Annotated in this window: 25 protein-coding genes and 1 tRNA gene; 12 read left to right on the top strand and 14 right to left on the bottom strand. The window is 55.1% G+C overall.

Features of this window, described 5'->3' with window-relative positions:
- Positions 1-88 precede the first annotated feature (88 nt).
- From pheT to infC, 9 genes are all read right to left on the bottom strand, one after another.
- Complete coding sequence (pheT, locus tag E6C51_RS13635) at positions 89-2512, bottom strand: phenylalanine--tRNA ligase subunit beta (protein WP_190236371.1); 2424 nt, start codon at positions 2510-2512, stop codon at positions 89-91.
- 29 nt (positions 2513-2541) lie between these two features.
- Positions 2542-2961, bottom strand: coding sequence for an ASCH domain-containing protein (locus tag E6C51_RS13630; RefSeq protein ID WP_190236370.1), 420 nt, complete (start codon positions 2959-2961; stop codon positions 2542-2544).
- Entirely contained in the window at positions 2958-4043 is a 1086-nt protein-coding gene (gene pheS, locus E6C51_RS13625; protein ID WP_190236369.1) for a phenylalanine--tRNA ligase subunit alpha, read from the bottom strand. The genes E6C51_RS13630 and pheS overlap by 4 nt, the downstream gene beginning before the upstream one ends.
- Before the next feature lie 127 nt (positions 4044-4170).
- Positions 4171-4575 carry a 50S ribosomal protein L20 gene (rplT, locus tag E6C51_RS13620; RefSeq protein WP_146932568.1) on the bottom strand — a complete coding sequence of 135 codons (405 nt, stop codon included), beginning with the start codon at positions 4573-4575 and terminating at the stop codon, positions 4171-4173.
- A gap of 39 nt (positions 4576-4614) precedes the next feature.
- Entirely contained in the window at positions 4615-4818 is a 204-nt protein-coding gene (rpmI, locus tag E6C51_RS13615) for a 50S ribosomal protein L35 (RefSeq protein WP_146932570.1), read from the bottom strand.
- A 169-nt stretch (positions 4819-4987) separates the two neighbouring features.
- The gene (locus E6C51_RS13610) at positions 4988-6343 is read right to left on the bottom strand and encodes an ATP-binding protein (RefSeq protein WP_190236368.1); all 1356 of its coding nucleotides are present in this window, start codon (positions 6341-6343) and stop codon (positions 4988-4990) included.
- A complete protein-coding gene (locus E6C51_RS13605; RefSeq protein ID WP_190236367.1) occupies positions 6343-7005 on the bottom strand; it encodes a response regulator transcription factor in 663 nt (220 codons plus the stop codon). Before E6C51_RS13605 ends, E6C51_RS13610 begins: the two co-directional genes overlap by 1 nt.
- A 207-nt stretch (positions 7006-7212) precedes the next feature.
- Positions 7213-7818 carry a collagen-like domain-containing protein gene (locus E6C51_RS13600; protein ID WP_190236366.1) on the bottom strand — a complete coding sequence of 202 codons (606 nt, stop codon included), beginning with the start codon at positions 7816-7818 and terminating at the stop codon, positions 7213-7215.
- 951 nt (positions 7819-8769) lie between these two features.
- Positions 8770-9306, bottom strand: a complete 537-nt coding sequence (gene infC, locus E6C51_RS13595; protein WP_139317449.1) for a translation initiation factor IF-3 — start codon at positions 9304-9306, stop codon at positions 8770-8772.
- Positions 9307-9486: 180 nt separating this feature from the next.
- Between infC and E6C51_RS13590 the strand changes: the two genes are divergently transcribed.
- The gene (locus E6C51_RS13590) at positions 9487-10293 is read left to right on the top strand and encodes an alpha/beta hydrolase (protein WP_190236365.1); all 807 of its coding nucleotides are present in this window, start codon (positions 9487-9489) and stop codon (positions 10291-10293) included.
- Between the two features lie 126 nt (positions 10294-10419).
- The gene (locus E6C51_RS13585) at positions 10420-11037 is read left to right on the top strand and encodes a transglutaminase-like cysteine peptidase (RefSeq protein WP_407920811.1); all 618 of its coding nucleotides are present in this window, start codon (positions 10420-10422) and stop codon (positions 11035-11037) included.
- A 59-nt stretch (positions 11038-11096) separates the two neighbouring features.
- Here E6C51_RS13585 and mbfA read toward each other — a convergent pair whose 3' ends face one another.
- Entirely contained in the window at positions 11097-12080 is a 984-nt protein-coding gene (gene mbfA / locus E6C51_RS13580; protein WP_146932582.1) for an iron exporter MbfA, read from the bottom strand.
- A 165-nt stretch (positions 12081-12245) separates the two neighbouring features.
- Here mbfA and E6C51_RS13575 point away from each other — a divergent pair, with 165 nt between their 5' ends.
- A complete protein-coding gene (locus E6C51_RS13575) occupies positions 12246-12713 on the top strand; it encodes a group III truncated hemoglobin (protein WP_190236364.1) in 468 nt (155 codons plus the stop codon).
- A 145-nt stretch (positions 12714-12858) separates the two neighbouring features.
- Entirely contained in the window at positions 12859-13959 is a 1101-nt protein-coding gene (locus E6C51_RS13570; protein WP_146932586.1) for a TRAP transporter substrate-binding protein, read from the top strand.
- 132 nt (positions 13960-14091) lie between these two features.
- Here the strand turns inward: E6C51_RS13570 and rpsA are convergent, their stop codons facing one another.
- Together rpsA and cmk are read right to left on the bottom strand one after the other, a co-directional pair.
- On the bottom strand, positions 14092-15792 hold the full coding sequence (gene rpsA / locus E6C51_RS13565; protein ID WP_146932588.1) for a 30S ribosomal protein S1: 1701 nt from the start codon (positions 15790-15792) through the stop codon (positions 14092-14094).
- Between the two features lie 154 nt (positions 15793-15946).
- Positions 15947-16600, bottom strand: a complete 654-nt coding sequence (cmk, locus tag E6C51_RS13560; protein ID WP_230987302.1) for a (d)CMP kinase — start codon at positions 16598-16600, stop codon at positions 15947-15949.
- A gap of 348 nt (positions 16601-16948) precedes the next feature.
- Here cmk and E6C51_RS13555 point away from each other — a divergent pair, with 348 nt between their 5' ends.
- The 5 genes from E6C51_RS13555 (at position 16949) to E6C51_RS13535 (ending at position 19741) form a co-directional block, all read left to right on the top strand.
- Positions 16949-17338, top strand: coding sequence for a TIGR02300 family protein (locus E6C51_RS13555; RefSeq protein ID WP_146932592.1), 390 nt, complete (start codon positions 16949-16951; stop codon positions 17336-17338).
- Between the two features lie 148 nt (positions 17339-17486).
- Positions 17487-17562, top strand: a tRNA-Ala gene (locus E6C51_RS13550).
- A 200-nt stretch (positions 17563-17762) separates the two neighbouring features.
- Positions 17763-18197: a Panacea domain-containing protein gene (locus tag E6C51_RS13545; RefSeq protein ID WP_190236362.1), complete on the top strand. Its 435-nt coding sequence runs from the start codon at positions 17763-17765 to the stop codon at positions 18195-18197.
- 176 nt (positions 18198-18373) lie between these two features.
- The gene (locus tag E6C51_RS13540) at positions 18374-18796 is read left to right on the top strand and encodes a hypothetical protein (RefSeq protein ID WP_190236361.1); all 423 of its coding nucleotides are present in this window, start codon (positions 18374-18376) and stop codon (positions 18794-18796) included.
- A gap of 153 nt (positions 18797-18949) precedes the next feature.
- On the top strand, positions 18950-19741 hold the full coding sequence (locus tag E6C51_RS13535; protein ID WP_190236360.1) for a YdcF family protein: 792 nt from the start codon (positions 18950-18952) through the stop codon (positions 19739-19741).
- Between the two features lie 40 nt (positions 19742-19781).
- On the opposite strand, the gene E6C51_RS13530 is transcribed toward E6C51_RS13535, so the two are convergent.
- Entirely contained in the window at positions 19782-20252 is a 471-nt protein-coding gene (locus tag E6C51_RS13530; protein WP_146932596.1) for a hypothetical protein, read from the bottom strand.
- Positions 20253-20374: 122 nt separating this feature from the next.
- On the opposite strand from E6C51_RS13530, the gene E6C51_RS13525 reads away from it, so the two are divergent.
- Complete coding sequence (locus E6C51_RS13525; RefSeq protein WP_146932598.1) at positions 20375-21010, top strand: trimeric intracellular cation channel family protein; 636 nt, start codon at positions 20375-20377, stop codon at positions 21008-21010.
- A 24-nt stretch (positions 21011-21034) separates the two neighbouring features.
- Here the strand turns inward: E6C51_RS13525 and irrA are convergent, their stop codons facing one another.
- Positions 21035-21454 carry an iron response transcriptional regulator IrrA gene (irrA, locus tag E6C51_RS13520; protein ID WP_146932600.1) on the bottom strand — a complete coding sequence of 140 codons (420 nt, stop codon included), beginning with the start codon at positions 21452-21454 and terminating at the stop codon, positions 21035-21037.
- Between the two features lie 307 nt (positions 21455-21761).
- Here irrA and fabA point away from each other — a divergent pair, with 307 nt between their 5' ends.
- Positions 21762-22271, top strand: a complete 510-nt coding sequence (gene fabA, locus E6C51_RS13515) for a 3-hydroxyacyl-[acyl-carrier-protein] dehydratase FabA (protein ID WP_146932602.1) — start codon at positions 21762-21764, stop codon at positions 22269-22271.
- Between the two features lie 32 nt (positions 22272-22303).
- Positions 22304-23527 (top strand): beta-ketoacyl-ACP synthase I, encoded by a 1224-nt coding sequence (fabB, locus tag E6C51_RS13510; RefSeq protein WP_190236359.1) that lies wholly within the window; start codon positions 22304-22306, stop codon positions 23525-23527.
- Positions 23528-23531 lie beyond the last annotated feature (4 nt).

Here is a 23531-nt window from a genome sequence, read left to right as displayed (position 1 = left end):
CCCACGTCGGATAAAAATTCAACAAAATCAGACAATAACCGGCAGCAGACCCTCGGGACAAGCCCGAGGGTGACGAAACGTTGATCATTTACGCCCGCAAGGCACCGCCGGTGGTTTTTTCCACATTGCCGACGATCTTCTTGGTCAATGCGTCAAAATCCTCATCGGTCAGGGTCTTGTCCGATGGCTGGATCAGCACTTCAATGGCAACCGATTTCTTGCCTTCGCCAACGCTGGCACCTTCAAACACGTCAAACACGTTAACGCCGGTGATCAGCTTGCGGTCGGCGCTGGTGGCGGCCTTGATGATCGCGCCCGCCTCGACCTGCTTTTCAACCACAAAGGCAAAATCACGCTTCACCATCTGCAAGGGCGAGAGATCCAAAGCAGGCTTGGTGCGAGTGGCCTTCTTCTTCGGCTCCTGCATGGCATCGAGATAGATTTCAAAGCCGCAGAGCGCCCCGGAAACATCTAATGCTGCCAGCGTCTTGGGGTGGAACTCACCAAAATAGCCAAGCACAACCTTTGGCCCCATCTTGATGGTGCCGGAGCGACCCGGATGGTACCATTCCGGCCCACCCTGTTCGATCTGCACATTGCCCATCGGCAGGCCGCAGGCTTCCAGCACGGCCAGCGCATCGGCCTTGGCGTCATAGACATCCACCGGCTTGCCGCCGCCCTTGGTGGCGTTGGACCACATGCGACCAGCACCGGCAAGCGATGCCGTACCACGGCGCACGCCGCCAGCCACGCGGCGCTGGCCTTCCGGCGTGTCACCTTCATAAGTGCCGGAGACTTCGAAAATCGCCACATCACCAAAGCCACGGTCGGCATTGCGCTGGGCAGCGGTGAGCAGGCCCGGCAGCAGCGATGGGCGCATATCGGACATATCAGCGGCAATTGGGTTGACCAGCTTCAGCGCGGACTTGCCACCGCCAAACAGGGCGGCCTGTTCTGCCGAGATGAACGACCATGTCACCGCTTCCAGCATACCACGGCTGGCCAGCGCGCGTCTGGCTGTGCGGGTGCGGATCTGCAAGGTGGTGAGGATTTTGCCGTTCACCGAACCCATGGATGGCAGCGGCTCTGGCGTGATCTTATCCACGCCATGCATACGCATGACCTCTTCCACCAGATCGGCCTTGCCGTCCACATCTGGCCGCCATGATGGCACAGCCACCTTGACCACGTCACCCTCGCCCGACACATCAAAGCCAAGGCCGGTGAGGATGGAGCGGGATTCGTCAGTGGAGACATTGAGGCCAGTGAGGCGCTTGACTTCTGCGAGCGGGAAATCAACCACCTTCTTGGTGTGGCCCTGATAGCCAACCACCTTGGAGGCGGCAGCTTTCCCACCGCACATCTCCAGCACCAGTTCCGTGGTGCGCTCAAGGCCGGGAACCATATATTCCGGGTCAATGCCGCGCTCAAACCGATAGCGGGCGTCAGTGATGATACCGAGCGAACGGCCCGATTTGGCAATGTTGATCGGATCCCAAAGAGCCGATTCGATCAGCACATTGGTGGTGTTTTCATCGCAGCCGGAATGCTCGCCGCCCATGATCCCGCCGATGGATTCAACGCCATTGTCATCGGCAATCACCACGGTGTTGGGTGTCAGCTTATAGGTGCGGGTATCAAGGGCAAGAATTTCCTCGCCATCCTTGGCACGGCGCACGGTGAGCGCACCCTTCACCTTGTCCGCATCGAAGACATGCATCGGGCGGCCCTGATCGAAGGTCATGTAATTGGTCACATCCACCAATGCCGAGATCGGACGAAGGCCAATGGCAATCAGGCGCTTTTGCATCCAGACCGGGCTTGGGCCATTTTTAACACCACGCACAAGGCGATAGGCAAAGCCGGGGCACAGCTTGGCATCATCCAGCTCCAGCTTGACCTCAAGCGTCGTCTCGCCTTCCACCGCAAAGCTTGGCGCTTTTGGCTGCTTCAACGTGCCAAGGCCAGAAGCGGCCAGATCACGGGCAATGCCGAAGATGCTGGTGCAATCGGGACGGTTGGGGGTGAGATTGATCTCGATCACCGGATCATCAATGCCGGCGTAAGCCGCGAAAGAGGTGCCAATCGGCGCATCTTCGGGCAGATCGATAATGCCATCGTGATTGTCAGACATGTTGAGTTCTTTTTCAGAACACATCATGCCATGGCTCTCGATGCCACGAATATTGCCCACCGCCAGCGTCACATCCAGACCCGGCACATACATGCCCGGACGGCCAAACGCGCCAATCAGGCCCGCCCGCGCATTCGGCGCGCCGCAAACGACCTGAACCGGCTTACCGTCGCCAGCATCAACCGAGAGAACTTTCAGACGATCGGCAGACGGATGCTTTTCGGCGCTCAGAATCTTGGCAATCACAAACGGCTTATAGGCCGCCTTGTCATCAACATCCTCAACTTCAAGGCCAATTGCGGTCAAGCGCTCGCAGACCTGATCCAGCGTGGCATCGGTGTCCAGATGGTCTTTCAACCAGGAGAGTGTGAATTTCATCTTAGCAATCTCTTCTTCCGCACTGGGCCTCAGCCCTGATCTCGCTCTAACACGTCCACGAGGCGAAACCGCTCGCAAACCAGTTCCATTTCTGGCGTAAACCCGCCATTGCGACGGAAATAGATCTCATGTTGAACCCGCCAGGATTCTAATGATTGATCATCCTCGCCTTCATCGTGGGCGAATGCAGCATCCACCTCATCAAAACGCCGGATTGTGACTTCGACAGTCTCAATCACGGCTGCCGGGCGGCCCTTGCCATCCAAAACAACATCCCGGCGACCAACCACCGGGAAAGGCTCACCATCCGGGCTAAAAGCCGTTACGGCTGCGCAGGTTGCTGTCTTCTTTCCGGCAAGCACCAAAGCCAAAAGACCGTCTGCCAATGCAGGCGAATCGCCAAATGCAAAGGTGACAGCGTTCTGGTATGGCTCTGGTAATCCCATCATACCGAAAGACCACCAAACAATGTCGGTACATCCAGCGGACGAAAACCGTAGTGGCTCATCCAGCGGACGTCGGCATTGAAGAAGTCACGCAGGTCGGGCATGCCGTATTTCAGCATGGCGATGCGGTCGAGGCCCATACCCCAGGCAAAGCCCTGGTATTCATCGGGGTCGAGGCCACCGGCGCGCAGCACATTGGGGTGGACCATGCCGCAACCGAGGATTTCCATCCAGTCCTTGCCTTCGCCGAATTTGACGATTGGGCCCGAGGAGCGGTCGCACTGAATGTCCACCTCGAACGATGGTTCCGTGAACGGGAAGAAGGATGGGCGAAAGCGCATGGTGACGCTATCGACTTCGAAGAAGGTCTTGCAGAATTCTTCCAGAACCCAGCGCAGGTGGCCAACGTTGGCGGTCTTGTCGATCACCAGACCTTCGACCTGGTGGAACATCGGCGAATGGGTGGCATCCGAATCCTGCCGGTAGGTCTTGCCCGGAATAACAATACGGATCGGTGGCTTTTGCGCTTCCATGGTGCGCACCTGCACCGGCGATGTATGGGTGCGCAGCACTTTGCGCTCGCCATTGGCATCGGGTTGCAGGAAGAACGTGTCGTGCATTTCGCGGGCTGGATGGCCTTCGGGGAAGTTCAGCGCCGTGAAGTTGTAGTGGTCAGTTTCAATATCCGGGCCTTCGGCAATGGAAAAGCCCATGTCGGCGAAAATGGCGGTGATTTCATCAATGATCTGGCTGATCGGGTGGATGCGGCCGCGCTCAGCCGGCGAGGAGCGCACCGGCAGCGACACATCCAGCGTTTCCGCTTTCAGGCGCGCATTGATGGCGGCGTCCTTCAGCTCGGCCTTCTTGGTGTTGAGCTGTTCGGTGATCTCGTTTTTCAGCGCATTGATGGCAGCGCCGCGGCTCTGGCGCTCTTCCGGCGTCATCGAACCCAGCGTTTTCAAAAGCTCGGAGACCGAGCCTTTCTTGCCCATGGCAGCAAGGCGCACGGCTTCAATGCCCGCTTCGTCGGAGGCCGCCGCGATATCAGCCAGAAGGGATGTTTTCAAACTCTCGAGATCGGACATTGTCGTCTTTCCTGCCCATGTTCCGCCATCGGCTCTAGCGCCAATACTTGAAATAAAAATGAAAAACCCGCGCCAGTGTACCCAGCGCGGGTTTCCCAATAACCAAATTCAGTTTGGGACGCGCTGGTTACTTAACCGCGCTTTCAAACTCGTTCTTTGTGCCGGCGTCCTTGAGGTAAGCCAGAGCCTTCTTGGAGGCTTCAACCAGAGCGCCGAACGCTGCTGGCTCATGGATTGCCATGTCGGACAGAACCTTACGGTCAACTTCGATGCCAGCCTTGTTGAGGCCGTCGATGAAGCGGCCGTATGTCAGGCCAGATTCGCGAACAGCAGCGTTGATACGCTGAATCCACAGAGCGCGGAAGTTGCGCTTGTTGACCTTACGGTCGCGGTAAGCGTACTGCTTGGAACGATCCACCGCAGCCTTAGCAGCGCGGATGGTGTTCTTGCGACGGCCGTAGAAACCCTTGGCGGCCTTCAGAACTTTTTTATGCTTTGCGTGGGCGGTAACGCCGCGTTTTACGCGTGCCATGTCATGATCTCCTTAAATGATCCAAAAAGCGAAAGGGTCTCAGAGACCGTTTGGCAGGTAGTTCTTGATGACCTTCTTGCCGTCTGCTTCGGCAAGTACCATCGTTCCGCGTGCATTGCGGATGAACTTGTTGGACCGCTTGATCATGCCGTGGCGCTTGCCAGCTGCTGCTGCCAATACCTTGCCAGAGCCCGTAACCTTGAACCGCTTTTTCGCGGCAGACTTCGTCTTCATCTTGGGCATTTTGCTACTCCATTTTTCTTGTATCGAAACAGGCAGACGAGGCCTGTTTTCAAGCATAAAGAACGGCCACGGCATGCCCTGCCGGACCGTTCGGACGGCGGCTTATAACCGGACATCCATAAAAGTGCAACGGGATTCGTTTGAAACGGCACAAAAGAGTCGTCTGCGCTCAAACCGGGTGTGGCGGCACGCGGCGTCCGCCTGTTTGCGGAAGCTCAAGCCGCACGCACAACCCGCCCAGATCGCTGGTCTCCAGCGCAACGCTGCCGTCATAGGCTGCCATGATATCAGAGCAGATTGCCAGCCCCAGACCCGAACCACCCTGTTCGGTGTCAAGAAATTCACCCCGACGCAGAACCTTCTCGCGATCAGCAACAGGCACACCCGGCCCGTCATCGCTCACCACTATCACCACACGGTCATCGTGACGGCCTGCCTTGATATGGATGACAGCAGAGGCCCATTTGACCGCGTTGTCGAGAATATTGCCCAAAGCTTCTGCCAAATCCGCAGCATCGGCCTCCACAGACAATCCCGGCTCAACCTCAACCTGCCAGCCGATATTTTTAGTGCGCGCCACAGGATCAAGCACCTTAACCAGCTTGCCAATCAGACTCTCAAGATCGGTTGCCAGCATCTGCTCGACGCCGAGGCGCGCCGCCTGCAATTGCCGGTCTGCTCGCTGGCGCACAAGATCAATCTGGGCAAAGGCCTCGTCGCGGTGCTCCACAGGCAGATAGTTGACCAGTTGCGAGAGCACCGTGAGCGGTGTTTTGAGCCCATGTGCCAGATCGCTGGCGCGGGCGCGGGCTTTCTCGATGGCGGTTTCACGCTCGCCCAACAGCAGATTGATCTCTTCCACCAGCGGCATGACCTCGCCCGGCACGGCAGTATCAAGCTGGCGCAGCTTGCCGGTGCGCACATCGGCCACCTGCAAACGCAAGCGCTTGAATGGCCGTAAAACCACCAGAGCCTGCAAGAACGCTGCCAGCAGCAGCAGGCCAGCCCCCATCAACATCACCAGCTGCGAGCGGGCGCGGTGCTCATCAAGCGGGCCAATCAATTCCTCTGCCGGAAAGGCAACAGCGACGACAAAGGGATAATTCACACCCTGATCGGTGATCTCCAGCGCGCTCCGCTGCACCAAAAGGATCACACCGCCCGGACCTTCGACACGGCCAAAACCAAAGGGGGGCTTGAGCGCCATATCACCCTTGGGAAGTTCAACATCCCACAGCGAGCGCGATCGCATCACCCGACCATCCGGCGTCTGCACCTGCCAATAGCGCCCACCGCTGGGCGATGCAAAACGCGGATCAGAAGGCGGCGAGCGCATTTCCAACCGACCGTTTTTAACACTCAACCGCGCCGTGACCGTATCGGTGATGGCGCTCATCTCGGAATGATATTGCTGGCCGACATAATCGATGAAGAGAAAACCAACCGCAAACCAAAGAAGGAACAGAGAAACGCCAATTGCCACCACAGACGCAATGGCCAGCCGCAGCCGCAGGGATTTAAACATCAACCCTCATCCGGCACAAAATAGCCAAAGCCACGGCGGGTCTCGATGGCGCTCGTATCCGTTTTTTTGCGAATCCGTGCCACCATGGCTTCAACGGCGTTCTTGGATGCGTCATCATCCCGCCCCTGAATTTGCGAGGCAATCTCGTAAGCCGAAAACACCCGCCCCTTGTTTTGCACGAGAAGATGGATCAAGCGGAACTCAAGCGGGCTGACATCCAGCGCGGCACCGTCAAAGGTGACAGAGCGTGCCGCATCATCCACCTGAAAGCGCCCACCAGAGCGAACAGCCTGTGTTTGCACACCTGCGCGCCGCAACAGGGCGCGCAGGCGCGCCAAAAGCTCTTCTGTGCGAAACGGCTTGGGCAGATAATCATCCGCGCCTGCGTCAAATCCATCCACCCGCTCCATCCATGAACTGCGGGCCGTCAGCACCAGCACAGGCGTATTGATGTTTTTCTTGCGCCAACGGCGTAAAATCGACAGACCATCCAGACCGGGCAGCCCCAGATCCAGAATAATCGCAGAAAAATCACCATACTCGCCAGCCTCCAGCACATCCGGGCCGTCCGTCAAGATCGACAGATCATAGCCCTCAGAGCGCAGAACCTCTGCCACATGCGCCCCAATGCTCCGGTCATCCTCAGCCAGCAGAATTCGCAACGGTCACCTCAGTCGAAAGAGAATCAAGTTTTGTCAGGTCGGCACAGTGTTTTTACAAGATCAGAGCAAAAGCCATTTCTTTTTTCAATCAATGCACTCGAAGGTTTTAGAGTTTCTTAGGGAAAAGTGGAATCCGGTTTTCCCGAATAGACAAACGAAAACAAGGGAATCGAGAGTCTGTCTGGTTCAATTTGAACCTGACAGACTCTAGTCAATTCTTTCGCCGGTTTCGGCTTTAACGGTCATTCGCTCCACATGTCCCGCCGCATCGCGCACCACAATGGAGTAGACATCGATGCCGTCGCGACTGCGCAAATCCATGCCGACAATGCGCGATGATGGCGCAATACCGACCATGCGGATAATCTGCTTCAAGGATCGATAGCGCCCACTTTTGACGCCTGCAAGAGCGCGCTGGTGATCAAGGTCGGACCTGTCATTGTCGAAAAAGCCCTCTTCATTCCAGTGGCTGCGGAAGCCTCTTTTGCCACGACCCTGATGCTGATCATGTGCGCCGCGCTCATCCGGCCCGTGCGAAAAGTTCCTGCCCTCAGAACCCTTCGGCCCATCTGAACCTCGAGGTCCATCGAAACCTCTGGGTCCATCTGCACCTCTGGGGCCACCCGCTTCGCCATGCCGCCCGCCGCCATGTCCATCCGGTCTTTCGGCGTGGGCAGGGCAGAACAAAAGAACGGAAAACATCATCGCTTGGGCCAAGATCAACCCGGCAGAACGCACAGCCATCAGAGGCGTATAGGCCGATGGCGACCTTACGCTTTTCAATGGCTGTTCTTTGCGATGAAATTGCATCATGCAGGATACCAGTCGGCATTTGATTGGTTACTGCATCGTTTTCTCCTTAAATCGGAGTGGATTTAAGGAGAAAACGATGCAGTACGTTAAAACTGTTACAGCGTCCTTCGTGCACTATCTATGGTGAGAGGCGCTGTAACGAGAGGCGAATGTAGCACCCCATTCGCAAGAGCTGGAAACAAAATCGACTCCCCTGTTTCGACAGAAATCACCAAAGACTTCACGCCAGAAGCCGCAGAGTTGAAAACATGAAACATCGCGCATCCTATCAGACACACGATGTTTCGATGTTTCATTGGGCTATCAAGCTATCTTGCAAGGTATCAGGCCTAATCATGAGCCCAAACGTTATGGCAGCCCGATTGTTATGGCAGTAAGAGTAGAGAACAGGACGGTACGTTGTGGGGACGTAGGGGTGCTCCGTCCTGTCGAAGATGAAATTACAACAACCGTACTGATATCGCACTGACGCCCGTGTCAGCATTTTGTCAGCAATACAGCGCCGTGCGTTTTATAAAACGCCATAGTACCCGACACAAAGGCCTTTATGTGCCGTTTACCCCCCTCTGGCTTGCCAGCCATCTCCCCCACAAGGAGGGAGATCGGATAGGCGCTCGCGCTGGTTTTTAACAATGAACCTGTGATTTCCGACACATAGGACGTATGCTGTTGAGCAATAGGGTTGCTTTTTGTCGATCTCCCTCCTTGTGGGGGAGATGCCCGGCAGGGCAGAGGGGGGTGAGCTATACGGTAAAACCTATGCGTCGTGTACTGTGGCCATATATGGCGCACGAATGACGCTGTAAATCTGCTGCATAATTTTCACCTTAAATCGATTCCGATTTAAGGAATTATGCCGTAGCGCCGATGCTTCAAAGACTGATGCGGCAGACAAACGGCAAAAAGGGCGCAATGACTGCGCCCTATGTATCAGCTTTCCATCGGTGATGCTTAGCGCGGAGCCAGAACCATCATCATCTGGCGGCCTTCAAGCTTAGGCTCGGCTTCCACCTTTGCAATGGTGCCGGTATCTTCCTTGACCTGCATCAGAAGCTTCATACCGAGTTCCTGGTGGGCCATTTCGCGCCCGCGGAACTTCAGCGTTACCTTGACCTTGTCGCCTTCTTCAAAGAAGCGGCTCATGGCCTTCATCTTCACCTCATAGTCATGGGTGTCGATGTTCGGACGCATCTTGATTTCTTTAACTTCAACGATCTTCTGCTTCTTGCGCGCTTCCGCCGCCTTCTTCTGGTTGGCGTATTTCAGCTTGCCCAGATCAAGGATCTTGCAAACCGGTGGCTCAGCGTTCGGCGAAATTTCCACCAGATCCAGACCGGCCTCTTCCGCCATGCGGAGCGCCTCATCGGTCGGAATAGAACCAAGGTTCTGGCCTTCTTCATTAATCAACTGTACCCGTGGAACCCGGATTTCACGGTTTGAGCGCGGCCCGTCCTTAACGGGGGCATCGGCTTTGAACGGTCTGCGAATGGTCGTATTCTCCCAAATGGTTTCGGATGTTCAGATAGGCCTGAAAAGCCCGGCTGGCAAGGCTGAGCTGTGCTTTAAGCGCCTTTCGAGCCTCAATAACAGATATTTTAAAAAAAATCACCTGCTGTCATGAGAGGAAGAATCTGTTTTATAGCCTGGAAAGACCATTTGGAGAGCAATATGACAGATAAGACACAGGCAGTTGACGCTGAAACCATCACCGTTGGCCAAGGGCAAGCGGCACGGTCTATTGCAATTTTAAACAGGCGCGCAACCCAAGAACAGCTTCCGACGCTTGTCTGGCTCGGTGGCTACCGCTCCGACATGACAGGCACCAAGGCGATAGAAATGGACGCGCTGGCGGCCACCCTTGGCGCAGGTGCCATCCGCTTTGATTATTCCGGTCATGGTGCCTCCGGCGGCGAATTTCGCGACGGCACCATCTCGCGCTGGCTGGAAGAAGCGCAGGCCGTCCTTGCCCATCTTGCGCCCCGGCGCGTCCTTCTGGTCGGCTCATCCATGGGCGGCTGGATTGCGCTTAGACTGGCGCAGGAAGTGGCCAAAAGCCAAAGCGGCCCTGAGGTGGCTGGCATGGTCCTCATTGCCCCTGCTCCCGATTTTACCAGTGAATTGATTGAGCCGCATTTGACCGACGATCAGCGCAGCCAGTTGACAGAAAAAGGCTATTTCGAAGAAAAATCGGAATATAGCCCAGACCCCAACATCTACACCCGCGCCTTGCTTGAAGACGGGCGTCTGAACCGGGTCATGAATGGTATTGTTCAAACCGGCTGCCCGGTTCACATTTTGCAAGGCATGGCAGATCCGGATGTACCCTACCAGCACGCGCTGAAGCTGATGGAGCATCTGCCGAGCGATGATGTTGTTCTCACGCTGGTGCGCGATGGCGACCACCGCCTGTCGCGGCCCGAGGATATTCTGCGTATGCGCCAGGCTCTTCAGAACCTGATCAACGGCGGAGAATGAGACATAATTTCCACACTCATTAACAGATTTTAACCATAACACTCGATTGATTCGCCCGGCCATCCTGCAACGATTGACTCCGAGCCGTGAGTAATCTTAACTCTTTGTTAAGAATTCAAGGATCGGATAATGACTATCAGGATCACCAGATTGGCTGCCATTATGGCATTGCCCCTGTTGTTGTTGGCAAATGCGCCCGCTTATGCGGGGGCATTTTCTGCGACATCCATGGTTACCGGCAGCATCACCTCGCAGCCGATTGGTCATTATGAGTTCTGCCTTCGCTACAAAGCTGAATGTCAGGTGCGCAGCAAGCCCGGCCCGGCCCGTCAGGTCACCGATCATGGCTGGGATGTTATTCGCGAGGTGAATCTTGAGGTTAACAAGACCATTACCCCGATGACCGACATGGAAGTCTATGGTCGCGAAGAATGGTGGGAATATCCGGTTGACGCTGGCGATTGCGAAGACTTCGTCTTGCTCAAGCGTCGCAAGCTCTTGCAGGCCGGTTTTTCTGAATCGGATCTTTTGATCACGGTTGTGCGCAAGCCCGATGGCGAAGGCCACGCTGTGCTGACCGTGCGCACATCGGTTGGCGATTACATTCTCGACAATCTGGTGGACGAGGTAAAGCCTTGGAATGCCACACCCTACACCTACCTGAAACGTCAGGCGAGCTTTGACACGGGACGCTGGGTGACGATTGAGAGCGGCAAGGACATCCCGGTAGCCGCCTTGAAGTAATAAAGTCCAATAGCAAAGTAAAAGCCCGGACACACCATCCGGGCTTTTTTGTGCGTCAATCAACCATTTCCGATCAGGATGCCAGCGGCCAGCACCAGCGCACCGCCCACAACCACCTGCAAGGCTGCCCGGAAGAAGGGGGTTTCCATGTATTTGTTCTGGATGAAGGCAATAGCCCACAGCTCGAAAAATACAATCACGCCCGCCGTAATCGTGGCCGTCCAGAAATGTGGAATGAGATAGGGAAGCGCATGGCCCAGACCACCCAAAGCGGTCATGATGCCACAGGCCAGACCGCGTTTGATGGGCGAGCCGCGGCCGGAAATCTTGCCATCATCGTGCGACGCCTCGGTAAAGCCCATGGAAATACCTGCACCAACCGATGCAGACAGGCCGACCAGAAATGTCTGCCAGGTATCGCCGGTGGCAAAAGCGGCGGCAAAGATCGGCGCAAGGGTTGAGACCGAGCCATCCATCAAGCCTGCAAGGCCCGGCTGCACATAGGTGAGAACAAATTGACGCCGGGCCGTTTCCTTCTCATGGGCCTGAACATCCTCTGGGCGATGCTTTTCGCCCAGCATTTGGGCAACATCTTCATGGCCCTGCTCTGCCATGGCCAGATCACCCAGCAATTTGCGGGTGTCGGTGTCAGATACCTGCTTTTGGGCGGCGACATAGAAGTTATAGGCCGAGCGCTCCATGCTTTCGGCCTCTTCACGAACCTGATCGACGCTGAGCTGCGCCTGCAACCAGTCAGGTTTGCGCTCCATAAAGCCCTTCACATGCTCGCGGCGGATCAAAGGGATACGATCTCCAAAGCGGCGCTTATGCATATCAATCAGCATATTGCGGTGGCTGTGCTCGACCTCGGCCATATCCTCAAACACCTTGGCCGATGCGGGATATTGAGCTTTGAGGCGATCAGCATAGGCAAGGTAAATCCGGGCGTCGTCCTCTTCAGACGATATCGCCAGTGCAAGCACTTCCTGCTCAGAAAGACTGTCCAAACGGCGCTTGGGCGTGGAAAACAGGGAGCGAAACATGACGAGGATCCTCAATTTTAGAATTATTCTAAATTTAGCGCAGAAGGAAAAAGAGATCAATCCCAACCGCTCAACCATTGCCGCATAGCAGCCATCTCTTTGCGAGAAGCGACAAATGACCTATAGGACACCATCATGACCGGATGAATGAGACGGGATCCAACCATGCAAGACAATCTCAAAGGTCGCGCCGCAAACCGTGCCGATATACAGGCGCGTGCAATCCAGGACATGGCAGCCATGGGTGTCGACGCAGCCTTTATCGATCAACTGGTTGATCGCTTTTACGGCAATATCCAGAAGCACCCGGCCCTTGGCCCGGTGTTTGAGCAAAAGCTTGCTGGCGCGTGGGATGCTCATCTCGTTAAGATGAAGAACTTTTGGGCGGCAATCGCGTTTAAGACCGGCGCTTACGGTGGAAAACCGGTTCAAGCCCATATGAGCGTAAGTGGCATGACGCCGGATTTATTTGTGCAATGGCTGGCACTGTTCTCAAAGACCCTTGATAGCATTGCCCCCACGCCAGAAGCCCATGCGTGGTTTATGGCCAGCGCCGAGCGTATTGCCCGCAGCCTGACCCTCGCTTTGTTTTACAATCCGGCCATGGATGACCCGGCCTTGCGCAAAACGTAATATTATTTCGTTTGCTGCAATGCACTCGCAATGAAATGCCCTATTTCTTCCTGAGGGCGCGCAATTTTGCGCGTTTTCTTGTTGCGCAGTTCTTCCTGCATGGTTAGAGCCAAAAGATACGAAAACAACCGGGGGCAGGAGAACCATGGATCGCCGCAGATTTTTCACCAAAGCAGGAGCCGCAGGTTTAGGGGCAACAGCCGCGCTGGCCACACCTGCGATTGCGCAGGAAAACCCAAAAATTACATGGCGCCTGACGTCATCCTTCCCCAAGAGCCTCGATGTTCTCTGGGCCGCCAGCACTGATATTGCCAAGAGCGTTGAAGAAGCCACCGACGGCAATTTCAAGATCGAAACTTTTGCCGCTGGTGAAATTGTACCGGCTCTTCAGGCTGCTGATGCTGTATCCTCCGGCACCGTCGAGATGGCCCACACCTGCGCCTATTACTATATCGGCAAGGATCAGACCTTTGCGCTTGGCACAGCCGTGCCCTTTGGCCTCAACGCCCGCATGACCAATGCCTGGTTCTCTATGGGCGGCGGCAATGAGCTGTTTAACGAGTTTCTGACCGGCTACAATCTCTATGCGCTGCCTGCTGGCAACACCGGTGCGCAAATGGGCGGCTGGTTCCGCAAAGAGATCAACACGCTCGAAGATCTCAAAGGCCTGAAGATGCGCATTGCTGGTCTTGCCGGTGCGGTTATGCAGAAGGTTGGCGTCACACCACAGCAGATCGCCGGGGCCGACGTCTATCCCGCGCTGGAAAAAGGCACGATCGACGCCACAGAATTTGTTGGCCCTTACGACGACATGAAGCTCGGCTTCTACAAGGTTGCCAAATACTACTACTATCCAGCCTGGTGGGAAGGCGGCCCGGCAGTTCACGCCTTCTTCAATCTTGAAAAGTTCAAAGGCCTGCCCAAAAGCTATCAGCGCATTTTGGCAGATGCCTGCGCCAATGCCAACGCCAATATGCTGGCCCGCTATGACGCGGCCAATGCCGCGGCGTTGCGCAAGCTGGTGGCAGAAGGCGCACTGCTTCGTCCATTCTCAAAGGAAATTCTGGACGCTTGCCACACAGCCGCAAAAGAAGTGTTTGCGGACATCAATGCCAAGAACCCGAACTTCAAGAAAATCTACGACAGCCAGCAGGCGTTCAAGAATGACGCCTATCTCTGGATGCAGATTGCCGAATACAGCTTCGACACCTATCAGATGATCCAGCAGCGCCAAGGCACTCTCTAAGTTACGCACATTGTTGATTAATGCGCCGCTCCGGTTTTCCGGGGCGGCTTTTTTATTGCCTTCCCAACAAAACAAAAAACCCGCCGGACATTGCTGTCCGGCGGGTTTTAAAGTCTTCAAACCTGAAGGCGATTATTCGCTGCGGTTCTTCAGAGCGGCACCGAGGATGTCGCCGAGCGAAGCGCCAGAGTCGGACGAACCGAACTGAGCAACGGCTTCCTTCTCTTCTGCGATTTCCAGAGCCTTGATCGACAGCATAACCTTGCGGTCCTTCTTGGAGAAGTTGGTGACGCGGGCGTCAACAACCTGACCAACAGCGAAACGCTCTGGACGCTGGTCATCACGGTCACGGGCCAGATCGGCGCGACGGATGAACGAGGTGATGTCTTCGTGGTTCACGAGCTTCACTTCGATGCCGCCTTCGTTGCTTGCGATGATTTCGCAAGAAACAACAGCGTTCTTGCGCAGATCGCCGGAAGCTGCTGCTTCGCCAACCGAATCCTTGCCGAGCTGCTTGATGCCGAGCGAGATACGCTCCTTCTCAACGTCAACGTCGAGAACAACAGCGCGAACAACGTCGCCCTTGTTGTATTCTTCGATGACCTGCTCGCCTGGACGGTTCCAGTCGAGATCCGACAGGTGAACCATGCCGTCAACATCGCCTTCGAGGCCGATGAACAGACCGAATTCAGTCTTGTTCTTCACTTCGCCTTCAACTTCAGCACCGGCTGGGTGGCTGAATGCGAATGCCTGCCATGGGTTTTCGAGAGTCTGCTTCAGGCCGAGCGAGATACGACGCTTGGACGGATCAACTTCGAGAACAACCACGTCAACTTCCTGCGTTGTGGACAGGATCTTGCCGGGGTGTACGTTCTTCTTGGTCCACGACATTTCAGAGATGTGGATGAGGCCTTCGATGCCTGGCTCCAGCTCAACAAATGCACCGTAGTCGGTGATGTTGGTAACGGTACCGGAGATCTTCTTACCAACTGGGTACTTGGCAGCAATGCCATCCCATGGATCCGACTCGAGCTGCTTCATGCCGAGCGAGATGCGGTGGGTTTCCTGGTTGATACGGATGATCTGAACCTTGACCGACTGGCCAATGGACAGGATTTCCGAAGGATGGTTCACACGGCGCCATGCCATGTCGGTAACGTGCAGCAGGCCGTCGATGCCGCCGAGGTCAACGAACGCACCGTAATCGGTGATGTTCTTGACAACGCCTTCAACAACCTGACCTTCTTCAAGGTTCTGAACGATTTCCGAACGCTGTTCAGCGCGGGATTCTTCCAGAACGGTACGACGCGATACAACGATGTTGCCACGGCGCTTGTCCATCTTGAGGATTTCAAAGGGCTGTGGGTTGTGCATCAGAGGCGATACGTCGCGGATTGGACGGATGTCCACCTGGCTACGTGGCAAGAAGGCAACGGCACCATCGAGATCAACGGTGAAGCCACCCTTGACCTGATTGAAGATAACGCCTTCAACGCGCTCACCAGCTTCGAACTTGGCTTCGAGCTTGATCCAGCTTTCTTCGCGGCGAGCCTTTTCGCGCGACAGAACAGCTTCGCCCAGCGCGTTTTCGATGCGCTCAACGTAAACTTCAACTTCGTCGCCAACTTTCAGCGAGCCGTCCTTGGCGCGTGCGCCAAATTCCTTCAGCGGAACGCGGCCTTCAACCTTGAGACCAACGTCAACGATTGCGACGTCCTTCTCGATGGCTGTGATGATGCCCTTGGCAACATAGCCTTCAGCCAGATCGGTCTTGGCAAACGACTCTTCCAGCAGGGCTGCAAAATCGTCCCGTGTCGGGTTAGAAACAGACATGAAATCTCCTAGTCATATCTCGAAAGATATGTGTCGCGCCGGTGGGTTGGTGTTGATAAAAGCCGATCCAGCATCCGTCCTCTAAAAAGGACAATCCGGCGCAAGGACGAGAGATCAGGCGATAAAACCGGAAAAACCGGCCATTCAATGCAAGTCAATTGGCTTTCAAACCCGCGTCAATATAGGTTTTCGCAGCTTGAAACGCCGCCTCTATACTCATTTCAGACGTATCTAGCAAGTGCGCGTCTTCAGCAGGCTTCAAAGGACTGTCGGCGCGGCCCATATCGCGCGCGTCACGGCGCTTCACATCCTCAAAAATCGATTCGTAATCGGCCTCTTCTCCACGCGCGACAATCTCATCAAAGCGGCGGCGGGCGCGCACTTCGCTTGAGGCCGTCACATAAAGCTTTACGGGCGCATCGGGGCAAACAACGGTACCAATGTCGCGCCCGTCCAGCACCGTGCCCGGCGATTTCAAGGCAAAACGCCTTTGCGCCTCCACCAAAGCGCGACGCACAGCGGGCATGACCGCGATTTTTGAAGCCGCCTCACCGATCTCGTGTTTTGAAAGCACATTGCGATCAAGTCCGGACAAATCGAGCGCGAGCGCCACCCGCTCGGCCACCGCTTCATCATCCAGCGGCAGGCCCGCGTCCAGCAGCGCTTTTGCGGTTGCGCGATATGTCAGGCCGGTATCGAGATGATGAAAGCCGTAAGCTTCGGCAATGCGGCGAGACAAAGTGCCTTTGCCGGCAGCAGCCGGTCCATCAATAGCAATGGTAAAGCTTGGTCTCACATCATCGCTCACGACACTATCCTTCATCTACCTGGTCTGCGCTCGGTGGGCTGCGCTGCTTTGGCATGTACTGCATAATTGGCGCGACCGGAACCGCCTGGCGGGAAAATCCTTGAACTGCGTTTGCGCCATGGATGTCGAAGGCATAATCCGTGTCCGGCCGCATCAATAAAGGCCAAATATCAGATTGCCTTTGACAGACGCATAAGCTTTGATTAAGGGGACCGACTACAGTTGGACCGGCCTTAGAGTTTGTCAGGGAAAAGTGGTCACCGGTTTTCCCGAAAAGACAAACTCAAAAAAGGGTTCGGGCCCTTGGCGCATGCCCTTATTTTCCACGGACTTCATGAGGCTTTGACAGTGGCGAAGGCAGAACTTGGAACAAAACGCACTTGCCCCGACACCGGCAAGAAATTTTACGATCTGAATAAAGATCCGGTCGTATCACCCTATACGCAGAAATCCTGGCCACTCTCTTACTTTGTAGAGTCCTCGGTTGCAGCCATCATGGAGAAGGCTTCAGAAGAGGAAGAAGTGGCAGAAGTCGATGCAGAGAACACCGACGTAGAACTGGTGTCGCTGGAAGATGCCGACGACGCAGCAGGCGGCGATGACATTCCTGATATCGGCGATGACGACGTTGAAATCGGCGACGATGACGACGACACCTTCCTTGAAGCCGATGAAGATGATGAAGACGACGATATGTCGGGCATTATCGGCGTTTCTGGCGACGACGACGAAGTTTAATTCACAGCTTGAGGCCCCGGTTTAAAAAAAAATTCGGGGCCTTACTTTTTTCGCTTGCCATACGAAAATCAACGACGTATGAAGCGCCCACACCGAACGAAGCACTGCTTCACGAGGTTCCCGGAACCGGCAAATGCCGGACCCTTATGGGGCTATAGCTCAGCTGGGAGAGCGCTTGCATGGCATGCAAGAGGTCAGCGGTTCGATCCCGCTTAGCTCCACCAAATTTTTTTTCTATAGCGATTTTGATTTTTCCTTAAAAAAAATTAATGCTATGCTAATGTGTTATTCACTAGGCAGCCACGAGTTTTTCATAATATTCATTCAAGATTGCTTGCGTATTGCGAATAAACCGATTCTAAAGGCAGAAATGATCATTCGGAATCATAATTTGGTTACGAAGCGAACCGCCGGGAGATGATTTATGCCGTCTGCAGTTGATGTTGCCCGCCTCATAACTGAGCAGATGGGTGAAATTTCCGCAATGAAACTTCAAAAGCTCGTTTATTACTCACAAGCTTGGAGTTTGGTTTGGGAAGAGCAGCCTCTCATTGAAGAGGACTTTGAAGCATGGGCGAATGGGCCAGTTATCAGGGCCCTCTATGAGCGCCATCGCGGCCGATTTTCGGTTGATGCCAACCTTTTTGCTGATGGCAATCCGGATGCGTTCAGCAATACGCAACGTGAGAATGTGCTGCGTGTTCTGGAATTTTACGGAAAACAGACTGCGCAGTGGTTAAGCGATTTGACTCACAATGAAACCCCGTGGCTTGCTGCACGAGGTGACACCGCAATTGGGGCTCCTTCAAATGCAGCCATTTCCAAAGCAGCGATGCATGAATATTACTCTTCGCTGTAATCCAAGCCATGGGGTTAAAGGCCGACGCTAGAGCTGCCAAGAGGGCAGAGAAACTTATAAGGTTCGAAGCAGAGAAGGCTCGCCTCTTAGAGCGTACAAAAACCAACGAGCCAATAATTTCTGCTAAATTACGATCTCGGGAACAGCCGCGCGTTGCGCCCCATCTCGAAAGAGAAATGGCTGCGTCTGAAGAGAAAAAAGTCCCTAGGGCGACAGGAAGCCGTTTTCCGCATAAAGTCACTTGGTGCATAACCAAGTCTGACGTGGCAGACTCATGGTATTGGGGAGAGGCGAGGCAGTGGTCAAGTGCAGAGTGGGCGGGCGAAATTCATCCCTTTTTCACCGAATTTGAGAAGTTAACGTGGGGTGAGGTTGATACATTTTCCTCAGAATCAGGCCATAAGATGCACCATACCCACGAGATCAAGGACCTTGTGGGGGAGGCGCAAGCGCGATGGAAAGAAATAAATTTAGAAGAATTCGACGTACTGTTTCGCTTTCGACTTGGCGGCACGAAAAGAGTATGGGGATATATAGTTCAAAGCCATTTCTACTTTGTGTGGTGGGACAGAGTGCACCGAATTTATCCCGTCGATTGATCTTCGGCAGCTAGATACTCCAGCAGTTTCGATTTCGACGCACCCACGAGGATAGCCACCGCTCGACAGCCGTGCCGCCCGCTTAGATGTTTTAGAAATTGGTATGGCTAAACATCCGTTTTAATCTGCCGTGAGATTCGGGGACCGAAAACCATGTTCATTCTGTCCAAGCTGTTCTGGATCATCGCGCAGCCTTTGTCGCTGGCCTTTGTGCTTGGCCTGGGCGGCCTGGTCGCAAGCCTCTCGCGCTTTCCGCGTCTTGGCTTTTTCAGCACGGGCCTTGGCCTGTTTATTCTGTTTGTCACGCTTTACACCTCCGCAGGCACCGTTGCCCTACAAGCGCTGGAGGCACGGTTTCCCAAGGCGGAACACGACCCGGCGCAGGTCTCCTGCTTGATTGTGCTGGGCGGAGCCTTTTCCAACAATGTGAACACCCGGCGCGGCGGCTATGAAATGGGTGAGGCAGCCGACCGATTCGTGGAAGCGCTGCGGCTGGCGCGCAATTATCCGACGGCAAAAATTCTCGTCTCTGGCGGTGATGGTTCGCTCAGCGGTGCCTATGAGGGTGATGCACTGACAGCAGAGCGCTTTTTTGAGGCCTTCGGCATCCATCCTGATCGGCTGATTCGCGAAACCACCTCGCGTAACACCTCTGAAAACGTCACCAACACAAAATCGCTTTTGGAAAAAGCAGGCCTGCAAAATTGCCTGCTGATCACATCGGCCTTTCACATGCCGCGCGCTATGGGTCTGATGCGAAAGGACGGGCTGGCGGCCACGCCATGGCCCACGGATTATCGCACGGACGGCATCACGAGCCTTGGGCTGGACTTTACCCAGCCGACACTGAATGCCCAGCAGACGGCCACAGCACTGCGCGAATGGATCGGCTTGAGCGTCTATTATCTGTCCGGCAAAACATCGGCGCTGTTTCCAGCGCCGTAAGCCTCTCTCTCGCGAGGAAACATCCTGTCGGCGGAATCCGTTATTTCTTGAAAATCGTCACAAACTGCACACCGCGCACCCGCACGGTCATTTCGCACTGCGGGCCGTCGGTGCGGTCGCAATAGTGCGGTGGCATTTTCAGCACAAACACCATGTTGCCGTAGCGCTTGATAAAGTCATAGCCAAAGATGCGGGCCGTGGCGATTAGCAGATAGCCACCTTCCTTGACCTGAACATAGAAATTATAAGGGCAGCCCTCTTCATTGCAGTCCGGCGCGTGCTTGCCATCACAGGTCAATCCACCCTCGTTGACAATCGCATCAATCAGGCCATCGTTGTTGATATCAAGGCGGGTGACGTAATCCGGATCAAACTTGGCTTCGGCGCAAACCTTGCGAAAGTGATCTTTCTCGTAAATCTCCGGGTCCGTCACCAATTGCTGCTGCGTCAACGCGACAGAAGCGGGCAGGACAAACAGCAGACAGGCGAGCAAACGAATAAAAAATCTCACGACGCAACCCTTGAATGATTATGGGCAATACGGCGCAAATACACCCGCCAGCTTGCGCCGCCCTTGTCCCCGTGGTTTATCAAAAAGATTAGAACAACCTTTTGCCCCCTCCCGGAGCTGCCATGTCGCTTCTGCTTTATCTTGATTACGCAGGTGTTGCGCTTTTTGCGGCAACGGGTGCGCTGGCCGCATCGCGCAAGCAACTCGACATTATCGGCTTTCTTTTCTTCGCCATCGTCACCGGCACAGGCGGCGGCACAGTGCGTGATATCGTTCTGGGTCGATTGCCGGTATTCTGGGTGGTAAACCCCAGCTATATCCTGATCTGCTGCGCCATTGGCCTTGTGCTGTTCTTCACGGCCCACCTGCTGGAATCGCGCTATAAACTGTTGATCTGGCTGGATGCGATCGGCCTGTCGGCCTATTGCGTCATGGGGGCCGCCAAGGGCATGGCCGCCACAGGCTCGGCCACCATTGCCATTGTGACCGGCGTTTTGACAGCAACCTTCGGCGGGGTGCTGCGTGACCTTCTGGCGTCTGAGCCCTCGGTGCTATTGCGCCCGGAAATCTACATCACCGCAGCCGTCATCGGCTCCTGCGTTTTTACCGGGGTCTATTCGCTCAGCGCGCCGCTCTATTGGGCATCAGCAAGCGGTGTTGTGGCCGCCTTTCTGGTGCGCGGTGGTGCGCTCTATTTCGGCTGGACACTGCCAACGCCCAACCACAAGGCCGGGCGACATCCTGATGAGGTGCTGTGAGCACACGATAAAAAGGAAAGTCTGTCACTCGCCCTTTGGACGAAGACGAATCACCACGTCAACGTGGGAAATTTCCATGCCCTCTGGCGGGGCTGGCAAATTGCCGATTTCGATATTGCTGACGGGAATATCCAAAACCTCGTTGCGACCTTCCACAAAAAAATGATGGTGATCGGACACATTGGTGTCGAAATAGGTTTTGTTGCTTTCCACAGCCAGAACGCGAATCATTCCAGCTTCCGTAAACTGATGAAGGGTGTTGTAGACGGTGGCCAGCGACACCGGCACGTCAGCGGCAACCGCCTCTTCGTGCAATTCTTCCACGGTCAGATGCCGGTCACCCTTGGCAAACAGCAGCGCAGCCAAGGCAACACGCTGCCGCGTGGGTCTTAACCCTGAGCGGCGCAGCTTTGCTTCAACTTCACCCGGGGCTTGCGCCATCATGCCATTGGTCTCCATCAGGTCCCTTGCAATTCATGTGTGTGTAACACGATATACCCTTTGCCGGGAGTGCTTTCAATAGTTCCAGCGCGGGTAAAATTCGATAAAAGCCCGAACAATGGGGCGATTGACCGATTTTACCTCTGGTGGAGGCTCAAGGCTTCCTGTATGCGAACGGCGGAAAGCGACCGGACCAGGGCCATTTTACGCATTGCCATGCGTTGAATTAACATGGCATTGGCTTCAATTCGTCGCCATCTTGCTCTAAGTCTCCTATATGGGAGAGACTGACGGGGGAAATGAAAGACCGATGACCGAAAAACAAAGCAGCTTTACCTACGAAGAAATCCTGGCCTGTGGCCGTGGCGAATTGTTTGGCCCCGGCAATGCACAATTGCCTTTGCCTCCAATGCTGATGGTTCATCGCATTACGGACATTTCCGAAACGGGCGGCAACTTCGATAAGGGCTATATTCGTGCCGAATACGATGTGCGCCCGGACGACTGGTATTTTCCCTGCCACTTTCAGGGCAATCCCATCATGCCAGGCTGCCTTGGGCTGGACGGCATGTGGCAGCTGACCGGATTCTTTCTGGGCTGGCTCGGCGAGCCGGGACGCGGCATGGCACTTTCCACCGGCGAAGTGAAATTCAAGGGTATGATCCGGCCAGAGACAAAGCTTCTGGAATACGGGATTGATTTCAAACGCGTCATGCGTGGCCGTCTGGTTCTGGGCACGGCCGATGGCTGGTTGAAGGCAGATGGTGAAACCATCTATCAGGCAACCGACCTTCGTGTTGGCCTCCAGAAGGCTCCTTGAGCGCACCCTACCACCAAAAAAAGGTCGATTACATGAGACGGGTTGTAGTTACGGGTTTGGGCATTGTGTCCTCTATCGGCGATAACGCTGCCGAGGTCACAGCCTCTTTGCGCGATGCAAAATCCGGCATTTCCTTTTCCCCCGATTTTGCCGAGCATGGCTTCAAATGTCAGGTTTGGGGCAAGCCAACGCTGGACCCGTCCGAGCTTGTTGATCGGCGCGCCATGCGCTTCCTGTCGCAAGGCGGCGCGTGGAACCACGTAGCCATGAAGCAGGCGATTGCCGATTCAGGTCTGGACGAAAAAGACTATTCTGAAAACGAGCGCGCCGGCATCATCATGGGCTCTGGTGGCTCCTCAACCCGCCAGATCGTGGACGCTGCCGATATCACCCGTCAGAACAAGAGCCCCAAGCGCATTGGCCCGTTTGCGGTGCCAAAGGCCATGTCATCCACGGCATCAGCAACGCTTGCCACCTGGTTCAAGATCCACGGCGTCAACTATTCCATCTCGTCGGCCTGCTCCACCTCGGCCCATTGCATTGGCAATGCGGCGGAAATGATCCAGTGGGGCAAGCAGGACATCATGTTTGCCGGTGGCCATGAAGACCTCGACTGGTCGATGTCCAACCTGTTTGACGCCATGGGTGCCATGTCGTCAAAGTATAACGACACGCCCGCTTCCGCCTCACGCGCCTATGACGTGAGCCGCGACGGCTTTGTTATTGCCGGTGGTGCCGCTGTTCTCATTCTGGAAGAGCTGGAACATGCCAAGGCGCGCGGTGCCAAGATTTATGCTGAAATCACCGGCTATGGCGCAACGTCCGACGGCTACGACATGGTTGCCCCATCTGGCGAAGGTGCCATCCGCTGCATGCGTCAGGCGCTCTCGACCGTGAAGGGTGATGTGGATTACATCAACACCCATGGCACATCGACACCGGTGGGCGACAGCAAGGAAATTGGCGCAATCCGCACCGTGTTTGGTGACAAGATGCCACATATCCAGTCCACCAAGTCGCTGACGGGCCACTCGCTCGGTGCTGCGGGTGCGCAAGAGTCGATCTATGGTCTTTTGATGATGCAGGAAGGCTTCATTGGCGAAAGCGCCCATATCACGGAGCTTGATCCTGAATTTGACGGCGTGCCGATTGTCAGAAAGCGCATTGATAACGCCAAGATTGATACGGTGCTTTCCAACTCCTTCGGGTTTGGCGGAACGAATGCAACGCTGGTCTACCAGCGCTACAACGGATAATATC

The sequence above is a fragment of the Gillisella terrae genome (genome assembly GCF_004801395.1).
Lineage (GTDB): Bacteria > Pseudomonadota > Alphaproteobacteria > Rhizobiales > Rhizobiaceae > Allorhizobium > Allorhizobium terrae.
The sequence above is the reverse complement of the archived record's forward strand: the minus strand, read 5'-3'. Positions and strand labels throughout refer to the sequence as shown.